17 protein-coding genes and 1 pseudogene are annotated in these 14,638 nt (G+C 43.1%); 13 read left to right on the top strand and 5 right to left on the bottom strand.

Annotated elements, in window-relative coordinates; genetic code table 11:
- Position 1: 1 nt before the first annotated feature.
- From ABD769_RS23110 to nhaA, 3 genes are all read right to left on the bottom strand, one after another.
- Positions 2-739 (bottom strand): ImuA family protein, encoded by a 738-nt coding sequence (locus ABD769_RS23110; protein ID WP_344853728.1) that lies wholly within the window; start codon positions 737-739, stop codon positions 2-4.
- Positions 740-842: 103 nt separating this feature from the next.
- On the bottom strand, positions 843-1,943 hold the full coding sequence (locus ABD769_RS23115; protein WP_344853729.1) for a transposase: 1,101 nt from the start codon (positions 1,941-1,943) through the stop codon (positions 843-845).
- 558 nt (positions 1,944-2,501) lie between these two features.
- Entirely contained in the window at positions 2,502-3,671 is a 1,170-nt protein-coding gene (nhaA, locus tag ABD769_RS23120) for a Na+/H+ antiporter NhaA (RefSeq protein ID WP_344853730.1), read from the bottom strand.
- 674 nt (positions 3,672-4,345) lie between these two features.
- Here nhaA and ABD769_RS23125 point away from each other — a divergent pair.
- Positions 4,346-4,747: pseudogene (locus ABD769_RS23125) on the top strand (alpha-ketoglutarate-dependent dioxygenase AlkB); the annotation flags it as partial.
- Here ABD769_RS23125 and ABD769_RS23130 read toward each other — a convergent pair.
- Together ABD769_RS23130 and ABD769_RS23135 are read right to left on the bottom strand one after the other, a co-directional pair.
- Positions 4,719-5,372 carry a class I SAM-dependent DNA methyltransferase gene (locus tag ABD769_RS23130; RefSeq protein ID WP_344853731.1) on the bottom strand — a complete coding sequence of 218 codons (654 nt, stop codon included), beginning with the start codon at positions 5,370-5,372 and terminating at the stop codon, positions 4,719-4,721. The pseudogene ABD769_RS23125 and the gene ABD769_RS23130 sit on opposite strands and share 29 nt — an antisense overlap.
- 60 nt (positions 5,373-5,432) lie before the next feature.
- Positions 5,433-5,846: a hypothetical protein gene (locus ABD769_RS23135; protein ID WP_344853732.1), complete on the bottom strand. Its 414-nt coding sequence runs from the start codon at positions 5,844-5,846 to the stop codon at positions 5,433-5,435.
- A 101-nt stretch (positions 5,847-5,947) separates the two neighbouring features.
- On the opposite strand from ABD769_RS23135, the gene ABD769_RS23140 reads away from it, so the two are divergent.
- The 12 genes from ABD769_RS23140 to ABD769_RS23195 form a co-directional block, all read left to right on the top strand.
- A complete protein-coding gene (locus ABD769_RS23140; protein WP_344853733.1) occupies positions 5,948-6,556 on the top strand; it encodes a UPF0758 domain-containing protein in 609 nt (202 codons plus the stop codon).
- 285 nt (positions 6,557-6,841) lie between these two features.
- Positions 6,842-7,228, top strand: coding sequence for a single-stranded DNA-binding protein (locus ABD769_RS23145; protein ID WP_344853734.1), 387 nt, complete (start codon positions 6,842-6,844; stop codon positions 7,226-7,228).
- Positions 7,229-7,320: 92 nt separating this feature from the next.
- The gene (locus ABD769_RS23150; protein ID WP_344853735.1) at positions 7,321-7,680 is read left to right on the top strand and encodes a hypothetical protein; all 360 of its coding nucleotides are present in this window, start codon (positions 7,321-7,323) and stop codon (positions 7,678-7,680) included.
- A 52-nt stretch (positions 7,681-7,732) separates the two neighbouring features.
- Positions 7,733-7,954, top strand: coding sequence for a hypothetical protein (locus ABD769_RS23155; RefSeq protein ID WP_344853736.1), 222 nt, complete (start codon positions 7,733-7,735; stop codon positions 7,952-7,954).
- Positions 7,954-8,472 (top strand): PRTRC system protein E, encoded by a 519-nt coding sequence (locus tag ABD769_RS23160; RefSeq protein WP_344853737.1) that lies wholly within the window; start codon positions 7,954-7,956, stop codon positions 8,470-8,472. Before ABD769_RS23155 ends, ABD769_RS23160 begins: the two co-directional genes overlap by 1 nt.
- A gap of 11 nt (positions 8,473-8,483) precedes the next feature.
- Positions 8,484-8,702 carry a PRTRC system protein C gene (locus ABD769_RS23165; protein WP_344853738.1) on the top strand — a complete coding sequence of 73 codons (219 nt, stop codon included), beginning with the start codon at positions 8,484-8,486 and terminating at the stop codon, positions 8,700-8,702.
- Between the two features lie 293 nt (positions 8,703-8,995).
- A complete protein-coding gene (locus ABD769_RS23170; protein ID WP_344853739.1) occupies positions 8,996-9,886 on the top strand; it encodes a hypothetical protein in 891 nt (296 codons plus the stop codon).
- Positions 9,870-10,571: a PRTRC system protein B gene (locus tag ABD769_RS23175; protein ID WP_344853740.1), complete on the top strand. Its 702-nt coding sequence runs from the start codon at positions 9,870-9,872 to the stop codon at positions 10,569-10,571. Before ABD769_RS23170 ends, ABD769_RS23175 begins: the two co-directional genes overlap by 17 nt.
- Positions 10,568-11,362 carry a PRTRC system ThiF family protein gene (locus tag ABD769_RS23180; protein WP_344853741.1) on the top strand — a complete coding sequence of 265 codons (795 nt, stop codon included), beginning with the start codon at positions 10,568-10,570 and terminating at the stop codon, positions 11,360-11,362. Before ABD769_RS23175 ends, ABD769_RS23180 begins: the two co-directional genes overlap by 4 nt.
- Positions 11,363-11,565: 203 nt before the next feature.
- On the top strand, positions 11,566-12,174 hold the full coding sequence (locus tag ABD769_RS23185) for a class I SAM-dependent methyltransferase (RefSeq protein ID WP_344853742.1): 609 nt from the start codon (positions 11,566-11,568) through the stop codon (positions 12,172-12,174).
- A gap of 743 nt (positions 12,175-12,917) precedes the next feature.
- A complete protein-coding gene (locus ABD769_RS23190) occupies positions 12,918-13,151 on the top strand; it encodes a hypothetical protein (protein WP_344853743.1) in 234 nt (77 codons plus the stop codon).
- Between the two features lie 768 nt (positions 13,152-13,919).
- A partial coding sequence (locus ABD769_RS23195; protein WP_344853744.1) for a beta-ketoacyl synthase N-terminal-like domain-containing protein occupies positions 13,920-14,638 on the top strand: 719 nt, incomplete at its 3' end.

A 14,638-nucleotide genomic window follows, 5' to 3' on the forward strand; every position in this document is an offset into this window, starting at 1 on the left:
TTTATCCTGCCTGCAGTTCATGGATAGGTAGAATTCTGGTGCTTTCCCTTTTCAAGGTTTCAAAGCTGCTTCCTGACCAGCGGATATCAAAAGCGCCGCCCTGTCCGTTACGTACCTTGAGCAGTTCAGCTTTCCAGCTGGGCTGGCCGACGCCGGGCATGCCTTCAGGCAATAGGCTGGGAAGCGGGCTGATCTTCCACCTTGCAAGGCAGGTGGTATTGGAGAGCGTTTTTGGGTTTTCCCTAAGGAACAGGCCAGTGACCTTACTTTTTTCAATCACCAACTGGAACCTTCTTGAGGTGGCGAAATTTAAGTCGGGAATTTCTGAGACCACGGCTGCCAGTCCTTCGCATTTAAGCGCTTCTTCGGTAACCCAAAGCAGTTCTTTTTCATTCTGAAGGTCAATAAAAATAATGGATGCGGCAGGGATTGAAAATCTTTTTGCTGCTGGCGGGAAGAATTTTCTTGTAGCACTGATCCAGATGCAGGGACTGCCGTCTTTCATCAGCGCGGATAATATGCCACTGATAAAGCCGCTGCTTGCAGCATTCTGTTCACGGCTTTCCGAGATAAATTCATGGATGCCCTGTAAGGGGAAACTGTGGCCGGGAAAAGCAGATGCAAAAAGTTCCAAACCAGAAATATCCTGGCAGCTTTTGGAGGTGGGCTTATAGCCCTGTATGGAAATAATTTGCTCCCTTAATCCCTTAATGACCTGTTTTTTTGCTGCCTGTTCCATAACCAACCACTTTTTTATTGTTATATAGGCAAATATAATACTAAAAATATTAGTATTTTAAAATTATTTTGCACATTAATGTTAAGGCTTGGCAGGCTTGTTTTTAATCTGATAAGACAAGCGTTTTTTCATATACCTGATCCGGTTCATTATTGGTGGCAGGATCGTTGTCTGGTTCAATGGCTTTTGGCTGATAATCATTCCTGAACATCCTTTCACCTTTTACACAGGCAAATATCCTCAGTACCAGTTTATACCTTATCACGTTCAGGACCAGCATGCCATTTTTTCCATCGGTCTCTGTCTTCCTTTTGAAATAGGCCAGAAGCTCTGGGTTTGATCTTAATGAGCCCATGGCGCACAAATGAAGCATGGATTTCATTTTACCGTCAGAAAGATGTGAAACCCTGGTCTTTTGTTTCACACTCTTTCCCGATTCATAGGGAAAAGGGGCAATGCCCGCAAAACATGCGAATTTCTTTGGATCGCTTATATCCCTGAATTCATTGGTTTTAATGACAATCTGCAACGCAGTTTTTTCTCCGATATTCGGTACGGAGGTTATCCATTCCATCAACCGGGAGATCCGATCATCCTTCTGGATAAACGACCGGATGGTGTTGTCGATTTCCTCAATGTCTTTATTCATGGCAAGAACGGTTCCGGCACAATTATTCGAACGCAAAAGGGATGTCTTTTTGTCTAAAAAACAGCTGATCTCTTTTTCAGTTTGTTTGAGCGCCTTGATCTGGGAGGCAAGCTTGTTTCTTAAAGAATCCAATATGCATAATTTCCCTATGATGTCTCTTTTGGAATGCCACAGGCTCAATTGATCCCTGCATTTGTAAAGGTAGCCAGCTATCCGGGCTGAATCGACTTTATCATTTTTTCCCCGGATCAGTCCAAGAGAATTGCGGATCACCAGTGAGTTTTCATGGACAATATTTGCCCTTTTTTTCTCAAGGGTTGTCAAAAGAAAATTGCAGTATATACCGGTATGCTCCATGCCAAAAACGCAAAAGCATAATCTAAATCCTTTGATGGTCTTAAGTTCCGATATAAAACCTTTAATTGCGGTTTCGGAATTCTCCACCTTTTGATGTGTTATGACCACTTTTCCGTGCATTATGGTTGCATCGAAAAAATCCCGGGATACATCTATCCCTACAAAGAACCTAAACTTTTTTTCAGTAGGCGTTTTCATACATTTAAATTGTTTTCTATTTACGATTATCACAAAAGGACCGTAAGCGTTTAAAAATCATGTAGTTTTATCGATCTGTAATGGCTGGGGGCAATGTGGTTCCTTTGTTTTCTATCGCTGGAAATATAAATTGTTGCTGTAGCATTCGACCTTGCAATGCCTATAATGCACCTGCTATTTTCCCTGCGGCCTGGCACTTGAATCTACGATTAGGTCATTAACCTGGATTTTCGCCTAAGTCATCCCGGCGGCAACATCTAAACCGGGTTCTTTATTGCAGACAATTGGTAAGCAATTCATAAGCTGATTTTACGAACCTCTGGTTTAGAATAAGGAAATGTGGATATATGAAGATTCTATCTTTAGCTGCATAAGAAATTTATTGATGTATTTTCCATGCGATCGGGAACCTGAAGATCCAATTAGGTCATTAACCTGCACGATGTCCTGGGCCGTCCCGATCGCCTTTAAATAAGAGGCTTATATTGCAGGAAATTGTCAGGTTTTGAGCAATTATCCGGATTTTAAGCATCCTTTTTAGAATAAGAAAATATCAACTTAAGTTGTTTCGCTGATGGGTGTCCGGATGTTTTTCAGATAAAAATAACCGGCAATCCCTGCAATGACTGATGCGACCAATATGGCAAGTTTTGCCTCCAAGATGTTACTCTCATCATCAAAGGATAGAGTTGTTATAAATATCGACATGGTAAACCCGATTCCGGCAATCATTCCAAGGCCTATAATATGTTTCCAGCCTGCGCCTGTTGGCAGGTTTGCCCATTTTAGTCTTACTGCCATCCAGCTGAAAAGGCTCACTCCGATCGTTTTTCCTACAAACAGACCAAGTATGATACCAAGTCCAAGTGGAGACACCAGGCCTGCAAGCATCTCCTTTTTGAATGTGATATTGGTATTGGCCAGTGCGAAAATAGGCATGATGACATAGTTAACGGGAAAGGTCAATGTATGTTCCAGTTTTTCCAGCGGAGAGGAATCTGCATTGCCCTTGGTTGGAATGGTTAAAGCCAACAGTACCCCGGCAATAGTGGCATGGATACCCGAGTGATGGATCATGTACCAGAGCAATATGCCCGGTAGTATGTAAAAGATTAGGCTTTTTACTTTAAAGTAATTCATTAGGGCCAGTACAATCACTACGCCCAAGGCCATGGCCAGGTACTCGAAATGAATCTGTTTGGTATAAAAAACAGCTATAACCAGTATTGCACCAAGATCGTCCACAATAGCAAGGGCAGCCAGAAAGATTTTTAGGCTGGTTGGGATGTTTTTGCCTAAAATGGCAATGATAGCAAGCGCAAATGCAATGTCTGTAGCCATAGGAATGCCCCATCCACCAGAAGTTTCAGAGCCTGCATTGAAGATGATGTAAATCAGCGAAGGTACCAACATTCCGCCTAAGGCTGCAATTACGGGAAGGGTAGCACTTTTTAATGATGACAGTTCTCCGCTGATGAGTTCACGTTTGATTTCCAAGCCAACAAGTAAGAAAAATATGGCCATCAGACCGTCGTTCACCCATGTCAGTATGCTATATTCAACAGGGCCGAATCCAGCTTCTGTTTTCAGAAAGCCTGCAAAAACTTCACTGGAACCGGTGTTTGCGATAGCAAGGGAAATGCCAACACATATCAGCAACAAAAGGCCCCCAACTTTTCCTGAGCGAAAAAAACGTTGGAATACATCAAGGACTTTAAGTTTTGGCATGGGCTAAAAATAAGAAAAACATAGGTTAATATTAATTATATTTATAAAAGTCAACAGTTTGCAAAATGACAGGGATCGCCTGGCACATTTGTAATCAATCACTTACCATCATTTACCAGTGCCAGGTATTTCCTCAATTCCGTAACTAAAACCTGGATGGCACTGCAAATATTACCATGTATATGACCAAAATCAAGTAAATCGGGCATTTCGGTAGAACGGACTGTATTTGTTAAATCCTGCAAAACTTAATTCTGATTATTCTTTTTGTATGTCCAAAAAAAGCTAGGTGATCTAAAAAATAAATTACTGATATTATTAGTGATTTTGAGTTATTTTGGAGATTTGTACCTGGTATAGACCAGTTGAGTTTTTTCATGGAGTCAGGACAGTCTCCCAGGCTGCCAAAGGAGGTTTTTGGAATATGTGCCTGGTTTTATAGCTGCTTAAGAAGCGGACAGGTTGCTTTCCGGTTTACCTCAGACCTCCCCTGGATACAAAAGACAGTGAGGATGTATGACAAGGAGGTTAATCACGCCAGGGCTTTCCGCATGGTACGGCGATCCGGAGGGAACCGGTTACGATGCTTTGGGCAAATCTGTTCCTTTGCCATGGATTACCGAGCTGTTGGAATTAAGGCACATGGTTGAGATGGTTGCGGGGATCATTTTAACAGTGTGCTGCTTAATTATTACAGGGATGGGCAGGATTCGGTTGCATGGCACAGTGACAACGAAACAGAGATGGGTTCTCATCCGGTCATTGCATCGGTTTCCTTTGGACAGGTGAGGGGATTTGATATCAGAAAAAAAACAGATCATAGTAAAAAATATGCCGTGCGGTTGGAACACGGTTCTCAGCTGGTGATGAAAGGTGACCTTCGTACCAGGTGTGACCATAGGATTCCAAAATCCACCAGGCCGATGGGAATTGTACCGGGCTTAACAATTACTTTATATTTCAATATTAGTTTTGTACTATGTCCCTGCCCGTTTGGACATATATTTGGTTATAAACTCATAACGGACAGGTGTGGATGCATCAGTCTTATTTTTGTGGCCCCGCGGATGATCTGATTTTACAGACCAAAACCAGATCGGTAATGGTTAAGCCATCCTTATCGTTAGCGCTGTAGCGCTTTAAATCCAGCGTTTCGAAGTTACACGTTTGCAGGCCTTTGGACAGGTAAGTTTCCCTATGGTAGTGTACGTATACCTGATCCCCGGTGCTGGATGTCTGATACCGCGACCTGCTGTTCCCGTCTTCAACCATGGTACTCAGGTATAAAACGCCATTTGGCTTAAGCAGTTTCGAGGCATTTTCAATCAACTTAAGCGCTTCCTGTTCGGTCAGGTAGGGTATGCAGAAGCCGCAGGTGATGCCATCGAATTTTTGTTTGATGGTATCGATTTCACGGCAGTCCATAAGCTGGAACCTGGCCTGCGGATTGTTGGTACTGGCAAGACCGAGCATCCTGGGTGACAGATCGATTCCCAGGATCTGATAACCAGGTTTGTTAGCTAATAAATATCTGGTGATGTTTCCGGGCCCACAGGCGATATCGAGAATATCTGCGTTGTCGTTTGGTATATTATTGCAAAATACCTTAAATGGTTCAGCGTATAGACTGACATCCATAAACTTTTGCTCGTATATTTTCGCAGATTTGTCAAATGCCTCTTCGGCCTTTAATATTTTCATTCCTTTTTCCATCCTTATAAAACCATAAAATTAAGGCGGTGCAATTGCACCGTTATCGGATCACAGCTCGGTATGCCTGTCGTTTTTCACAAGCAGAATCTTTCCGTTTTCCACTTCCAGCCAACCATACTCATAACAGAAACGGTAGATGTTTATTTCCTTGCTGAATATGCTGGTACAGTAGCCAAAATGGAAACCTGCCTCAATCAGGTCAGTCTTGCTGATGATGAGTTTGCTTTCTCCAGCTAATCTTTCTTTCAAAATCTGCCTGTTGTGGCGGAGCATGCGGTGGATCTTTTCTACAAAGGCTGGTTCCTGCCAACCGCTTATCCGCTGGACCTGTCTTTTATTTGCGTTCCTGCAGGCATCACTGCAGAAGCGCTTATCCGAGCGGCCCTCGAATGAGAGCCCGCATACCTCGCATTTGCGGTATCCGGTATCTGATCCGTTATTTTTCTGTGTCTGTTTTGTCATGAATTATCCGGTTTTTATCCGGTAACCATGCCTGTTACGGCTAGCAACCGAATATTAGTTTCGTCCATTCCCAACTTTGTCCTGCACTAAAGCATAAAGTTATGAAAAATAGGATGATAGCGACAGAGTCATTCCGTTCAGGAAAGGACATTTATTTTTTTGATTACCTGGAAGCAGTGAACGGCAGGCATTACCTGCGTATAGCCAGGATGGAGAACTGTCCCGGTGGACCAAGCAAGCGGACCAAGGTGGTGATTTTTGAAGATGTGATACAGCCGATGATATCCGCTTTTGCCTACCTGTTCCACGCAGTGAGATACGACCATGAACAGGATAAGACCGTACAGGACGCTCAGCGGGAGGCAGTGGAACTGGAAGCATTGAAAGCGGTCATAGACCCAGAAATGCCACTGCGCCAGCGGATGATAATGTTCGGCGTTGCCTCGCTAACCAATCAGGAATTACTGGCCGTGCTGCTCGGTCTGGGCAGCGTGTGCAAGGATGAGGATATGGCCTCTGAGCTATTGGAGCATATCGGTAGGGATATTGCAGGGCTGATCAATATGACCCAGGCAGATCTCTGCCGGATGCCCGGTATCGGGATGGCCAAATCCTGTATAGTTCTCGCTGCGATGGAACTCGGCAGGCGCTCCTTTGAAGCCGCACCGATCACCGGCAGCCCGGCTGATATCCGGTATTCACCGAACTGATATTCTGCCCTTCCACACCATGCCTTTTTTAAAATGCAGGATTTGTTACCTAAAGGAAAACAAAATAAAAGCATGCTAATATCGTGACCTCCGCCCAGCTGCGCACGCATAATGTCCGCGGTTAGGCCGCGGACACCCTTCGGGACTTATAGTGCTGCGCTGGGCTTATAAGGTCACGGCGAACATCGGGCATTCTTTTATCCCGTTTTCCATCAGGAGAACAAATTTTTGGGGACGGGATCAAGGGATGAATTAATCAATTTTTTTAATTAAAAAACTTTAATCATGGAGATTACAGGAAGATTGATCGCTGACGCCGTAACAAGGATGGTGCAGGGTGACAAAGTAGTGGTGGGATTCAGATTGGCCATCAATGACAGTTATGTTTCGAACAACGAAAGGGTGGAAGTGACCAATTTCGTGGACTGTTCGTACTGGCTCGGTAAGGGGATAGCGCCTTACATGAAAAAAGGTGGCGTGGTACAGGCTTGTGGCCGTGTCGGGGTGAATGCATGGATTTCAAATGACGGTGTAGCTGTGGGCAGGATGACAATGCATGTATCGGAGATCAAACTCTTTTCTTCCCCTGCGGCTAAAAATGTGAGCGTGCCGCTTATGGAGGATACCGGAAGGTCGGAAACCGGGGACGAAAACGGCGATTTACCATTTTAAATTTTTGGGAGGAAATAGGGATGGAAAATCTGGAAAGGGAAATCGGGGAATTTAGGGAGGCTTTCTGTCCCTATGGATACCTTGATGTTAAAATGGCCGTAGAGAACGCATTATCGGCAGGTTATGATTCGGATTGGGCTTATGAGCAGGTCGAAGCATTTGCCGATCAATGTTGCATGAAGATCAGTGAGGTCGATCCTTGTTACGTGGTGATGGATTCCATCATGCAGGAAGCGAGGAATGAAATTGAGGGGCTTACGGGCTTCGACTTGCAGAACGATGCGGGATTCGAGGTTTACGGCAACTATATGTGTACCTGCTACGATTGGAGGGATGAAGATATCGAAGGCTTAAAACAGGCACTAAAAGAAAACGAGGTAACCTCCGATGACCTGTCCGATGCCACAATACACTGGTTGGGAATGGTTGAGGTCAATATTGAGGAGTTATAACTGGGTACAGACAATGGGGGCGGTTATCCGCTCCCCATTAAAAGAAAATATCATGGGAATCATCACAGCAAAAACAGAGCATAAAGCACTGTTGGAAATTGCACGGACACTACTTTTTTTCGAACGTTTGGATTTTCTGTGCATTTCGGCAGGGGACAGCGTGCGCATCGCGCATGCCGAGCATATCATAAGGGATGTGATCGCCAACAACGGTTACGGGGTAAGGTTCACTGGAAAACGGGGGACAAGGATCAATAAAATAAATATAAGGTAATGGGCGGATTTTTTAGCAATATCAAAAGCCTGCCGAGCGCAGGCGGATGGAAGATCAATATCGCTTTCGACGGCGATGAACAGATGGTGGTATCCGTGCTTTTGGAGACAGACGGTAAAGGCAGGCCACTGCCGCCCATGCTCTTGAAAGGCACGGCCGAAGAACTGGACAATGCATTTTTTGAGGTCATTGCCACGCCAGTGGCCAATACAGTGGAACTTTTTGCCAACCGTGACAGCTTTGCAAAAGAACTTGATAAGGCAAGGGAAGAAGTCAAAAAGAAAGCAGGGCAAGTCAAGACCGCAAAAGTGGCATTGGAAAAGACAGATATTGAACAGGAGCCAAAACGGAAGTTTGAGGATGTGATGAAAAAAATAAGCGAACTGAATGCCATCTGTAAGTATGCGGATGCACTGGAGATACTGCCTCCAAATTCCGAATTTCCCGAAAAAAAGGAGGAACTGGAAAAACTGCGCAGGGAACTGGAATGGAAAAGAAACCAATTGACTTTATTATAAAAGGAGGGAATATGTTAAAGAGCGATATACTGCCGCGTGCTTTCTATTTTAAGCAGGGTGGCGAGGAAACAAGATTGGCTGATCCCAATACAGATTGGACGGCAGAACAGGTTATGGGCTTTTATTCGGGGACTTATCCGATTCTGACCAATGCCAAAATTGAAGGCCCCGAAATCAAGGGGGATGAGGTACGGTATAGTTTTATGACCACACTAGGCACAAAGGGATGAAAAAAAACAAGGCAGGTGCGGAAAATCCGCACCGCAAAAATCAATGAATATTCGCAGACATGGCACTTACATCAACGAATCGGACGCTTTATGCGATACCTCACCCAAACAAAAGACATCGCAGAGATCAGATCGGACAGGCAGGGAACTGCCCCGGTCAGTCTTTTGGCACTGCTTTTTTAAGACAGTCCCATCAGCCGCTCTTTCGGTCTAGGGATAGCGCAATTAAGGAATACCGAAGGATAGAATGCAGGTTTTACCATTCGCTGGAAAACTTGTGCAGGCTTTACGGATTGAAAAAGCCCCAAAAAAGCACAGCCATTTTTCCGATGAACATCGTAGCAGATTTTGGTCGGATAAAAGCTGAACTGATTGGAGTTGACGATGGCCTTTGCCTTATACTAAACAGGGACGAGGACAGAAAAGTAAGCCTTGCGACGGTCAAAACCTTTGGGACAGGCAATACGCTTTTTTACCTGCCCGTTGCGCCACTGTACGACCTGCTGACTGATGACAGCAATAAAGCCCTTGCAGAACTTTTACTTTCTGTAATGGCTTATCTGCACCAGATTACGGGTATTCCCCACTTTAGGGAGGATTATGTCTACCTCGAAAGCATATACGCAATGATTGAAGAATACACTGCTGATGGTGGGTATTGGGAAGATAAAGACGAAGAAAAATATATTCTTGATCATTTTGAAATGATCCATACAAAAGGAGATTATACGCTAAAACGGATGTCTGATAAAAAAGCCGCTGATTGCCTCGGCAAAAGAACAGAAAGGTTTAAGGGTAAAAATGGGTTGGATAAGGAGTTATTGGCCTGCGCTGAAAAACTGGCGGCACTTCATATCGAGTATCCCTATAGGTCGGTCATGGATGGGATGCAAACGCCCAATGAAACAGATGCTGATGACGGTTATATCAGGGCAGAACAGTATCTCTGTTTTTATTGGAGCAGTGTCGACTGCCTGCAGGATCAGCTATTAGAAACGGTTAACGCAGAATTGAATGAATACAGCGCAATCGAAGAGCCTGTCAGCATCCAGTATTTTGACAGGGTACAGGAAATGCCTTTACACGGTATGGATTATGAACGCAGGTTGTTTGAAATCCTGCATGAACTTAGTGATATATTATACGATTTGGAATATGGAAAACTTAATGGAAAAGATCAATGATCTATATATCCCCTTTAAGGCCCTGATGGTCTACAGGGCGGAGAGCGATAACAGTTATTACGTGGAAAACCACGACCTTGATAGCAGAGGAATGGCCATAAATGCACATCCGCTTTCCTTAAAGGAGAGCAAGTCTTTGGCAGAAGCACTTGATTCTTCGCAGAGGCAGGCAGAAAACTTCCTGCACCACAAAGGGCTGATGGGTGAAAATATCCTTCAACTCGAAACGGGCAGGAACGGCAGGGCAGTGTGGTTTACAGGGATGGTGAAAAAGGAATTACATTTTGTAAAGGGGCTTCATATTCCCGATGGAATCGCTTACGTTCCCCCGATGATATGGAAAGCGGACAGAAAACAGCTGTCGGTGTGGGCTATGGATATGACAGGAAGACCGAATGAAACAACGCTTTTGTACTATGCACCTTTTTATAATGTATATGAAAATGGCTCGGTATGTTTTGGGAACGTAAAGATCGAAATACCGATTGATTGTTCTTTATCTGCATTTATAGGTTCATGGGAGCATTATTTCTTTGGCAGTTCCTTCAGCCATTTAATCGGTGGCGAAGTTCCGATAAATGGAAATTTAAATGATACATGGAAACGGCAGATTACCGCCGGTCGGAAATTTCCACTCATAGCCATGAAGAAAACAGGTAGGAGTTTAGCGGAGGTGCTGTTATGAAACTAAAAGAAAACATCCATATCGTTCCACACTATCTTTTACAGCCTACCAATCCCATCTCTGTTAATCTCATTGGTGTGGGCGGTACGGGTAGCGTACTATTGACCGCACTGGCGAGAATCAACCATGCGCTTTTAACGCTTGGTCATGCAGGGCTCATGGTGAGGGCATTTGACTCTGATAACGTGGAAGAAGCCAACATGGGAAGACAGCTTTTCTCCTACGGAGAGCTTGGCATGAACAAAGCAGTAGCGCTCATTAATAGGGCGAACCGTTTTTTCGGAACGGCTTGGAACGCATTTGACTGTGGTTACGCTGATAATGGCGACAAGACTAAGCCTGAATTTATGGCCAATATTACCCTTTCATGCGTAGATACAGTGAGTTCAAGGTTTGGTATTGCCAGTCTGTTAGAGAGGATTTCTACCCAAGGGAATCATCGGGATAGCCCAATGTACTGGATGGACTTTGGGAACAGCAGGGATTCGGGGCAGGTACTGCTATCTACCCTTGGTGAGATCAAACAGCCCGATTCCAAAAAGTTCTGCACAGTTGGCAAGCTTCCAACAGTAATAGAAGAATACGGAGGCGTGTTAATGGCTGACCAAGTGGATGAAGTGCCGAGCTGTTCTTTGGCACAGGCTTTAGGCAAACAGGATCTGTTTATCAATTCAAGTCTGGCAGATCTTGGTGCATCGCTTTTGTGGTCAATGTTCCGTACAGGAATGCTCTCTTACAGGGGATTCTTTTTGAACCTTTCTGGTTTTAAAACAGCACCAATAATGATATAGCAAATCAAAAACAGTGTTAATCTGGCGAGGTCACAATTTGCAGGTGGCCTCTCTCGGATTTATGAGTCGGCCGTCCGATGGACGGCCCGAAGACCTCGCGTCCTATGGTACGCTCGGCCGGCCTGGATCATGCGAAACACAGAAAAAATACGGATTCGGGTTATGGATACAAATGGTGCCGGGAATATCATTATTTTTGTTTTATGAAAGAAAGCCTGCGTGAATATTTTGGTAACATAGACATCTATTTATTTGACCAGCTGTTAAAAGGTACTTATGATGAATGCCATAACATCCTTGATGCTGGATGCGGACAGGGAAGGAACGTGGACTATTTTTTGCGGTCGGGATATGAGGTTTATGGGGTCGATTTTTCGGCTGATAATATCACCAGGATCAGGCAGCTTGCTGCACCATTTCCTGATACTTCTCCGGAAGTAAATTTCAGGATTGGATTGGTCGAAGACCTTCCCTTTGAAGATGAAAAGTTTGACCTGGTGATTAGCAGTGCAGTTTTGCATTTTGCAAACAGTGTGCAGCATTTCGAGGAAATGTTGAACTCCATGTGGCGTGTAATCCGCCCCGGGGGCTATCTGTTCTGCCGCCTGGCGTCTGATATCGGTATTGAAAACCTGGTCCGCTCGATCGGCAACGGCAGGTATATACTGCCTGATGAATCGGAACGCTTTTTGGTCAATCAGGAAATGCTGTTGAGGTTTACGGCCAAACTTGCAGCTACACTGCATGAGCCAATTAAAACAACCAATGTGCAGAATCTGCGTTCAATGACTACATGGTGTTTAAGGAAATAGAAGATTTAGATTAATCTCAAAGGTATGGTCGCTCTTCAATCAAAAACCGCTGGATAAAAAAACGGGGGACAGCTTTCGCCGTGTCCCCGCATCTAAATTAAAGCTCTCTGGGCAAAGATAGCAAAACAGCTACTCTTCTTCGAATCTCTTTTGATTAGCTAGCATAGGAGTGCGGGATAATTTTGTTAATGTTTTACAGGGATTGGGCATCTCGGCAAAAATGACCACCCATTCCTAGTTAAGCTGTTTTTGAAACTCCTGGCTGAAATCCTGTCGGTCTCGTTTGTGCTGTAGTATATGTAGATGTATTCGTGGAGGATTTTTGGGTTCGGCGATGATGATGTTGGCTTCCACCTGTAAGTGGAGGAACATGGCGAGCTCTTTGACGGTGAGAGTAACCTTGTGCTGCTTGTAGAGCAGGCAATGCTGTTGAAGATGGGCGCCAATTTTGTCCATGTATCCCAGGTACTACATTTTCGATTTAACGAATCTGTTTAGAGAGTGCTGGGTTCAGGGCTGATATCACATTATCTGTATTTCTCCCTTTAGCCGTTAATCTACTGGTTTATTGAAGTTCACATCCAGAGATGAGAGTGAGAAATTCGACTTGTCTATTCTGGATAGCAGCATAACTTGTTGGTTCAAAATTAATTGTTCACTCCAACTTAAGCTCTCCTTCAGAAGTTGATCTTTGAAGATTTTTGGCTTTATCTATACTGAATATACCGTGTTATCAAGAATTTTTGCCAAGAAATATAAAGAAGCTAAAAGGAGTATTGAAATCATTATCAAAAGTTACAACGATAAAAGCCCCCATAGTGGTATGGGCCATCTTAGCCCCAATAAAGCACACGATAGGTATGGTGAGAGAAGCAATCGTTGGAAACAATACAGTTGTAAATAATGCAACGCAAAAGAGCAAACTTAGACTGTTTGAAAATACAGCCAGGAAAAACGCAGGGCAATTCTTTTCTTAATAAATTACAAATTGTAAACTTGTAAAGTAATATCAGAAGTAACGCAAAAGTGGTGTAAGCTAATTCCAGTATTACCGCTCAGAAGATGTAAACTAATTCTAGTATTATAACTCAAAAACGACAAGTAAATTCAGGACGAGTCACTTATTGGGGATTATTCTAAAAGTGACCACTCGTTTTTCTGAAAAGTGGTCACTTTTTTCGGTTTAAAATGTTCACTGTTCCGCTTATAGTGGTTACTCAGCTCATTTTAACCGGTTTTAAGGCTTGGGTAAAGTTAACGTGATCAATGTGTTTTTGTGCTAAAGAAAGCTTCAGCGAAGCGCTAAAGTGCTTAAAAAAGATTTTTTTTAAAAAGGGTGTTGGTGGAGTTTTTTATCTGTCAATTTTTGGATCTAATCTTGCCCTAGAGCAGATCTCATTTCAGTCCGTGTAATAAATGTTGGGCTACCTTAACGGCCTTTTGGGTTCAAATATGATCCATTTGTAGATCGGTAGACATAAAGTAACATTAATTGTAAGCAGCAGCCAATTATTTTAGGCATGCTTTTTTTATTGAAAGAGATTTGATTCAAAGTAAATAATAAGTAGATTTAATTTACCTAATGAAAAAATTATGCATTACAGTTGTTTTCCCAACACAAGTTTTTCCCAGTCCGATTTCCGTATAGTTATCCATTCTTCCTGTTTTTATTGAATATGATTGATAATCTACTCAGTAATCACGATTGTAGAGTAAAATCTATTATCTAGTTAATAAAATAATAAATGATCGATAACCTAAGTAATTATACAGGGCTAGAAATTGCCCTAATAGGCATTGCCTGCCGATTTCCTGGCGCAAAAAATAGTGAGCAATATTGGGATAATTTGATTAATAAAGTTGAGTCTATTCATTTTTATTCTGACGAAGAGTTGCTGAAATTTGGGGTTGATAAAGATGTATTTAGTCGCTCAAACTTTGTAAAAACAGGATCTACTTTAGATGATAAAGATTTATTTGATTCTTCATTTTTTGATTACACTCCCACTGAAGCTAATTTAATGAATCCCGAACACAGGATTTTTCATGAGTGTGTTTGGGCAGCATTAGAAGATGCAGGTTATTATCAGGAAAAAACTAAAGGATTAATAGGTCTCTTTGCTGGAGCTGCAGACGATCTAAATTGGAAAATCTATTCAAAACTACAAAAAACAGATCGAGTTGATGATTTTACAAAGAATCTATTGATCAACAAAGACTTTTTAACATCTCTTATCTCTTACAAATTAAATCTTCATGGTGCGTCTTTTACCGTCAATACAGCTTGTTCAACCTCTCTGGTGGCAATTAATTTAGCCTGTAAGAGTTTGTTGCTTGGAGAATGTACGATTGCTTTGGCAGGGGGAGTTAGCATCCATACCCAAAAGCAGAAGGGTTATTTATATCAGGATGGTATGATTGCTTCTTCCGACGGTCACTGTCGTGCTTTTGATAAAAATGCGAG

The organism is Pedobacter jeongneungensis (assembly GCF_039538295.1).
In the GTDB taxonomy this organism is placed as follows: Bacteria; Bacteroidota; Bacteroidia; order Sphingobacteriales; family Sphingobacteriaceae; genus Pedobacter; species Pedobacter jeongneungensis.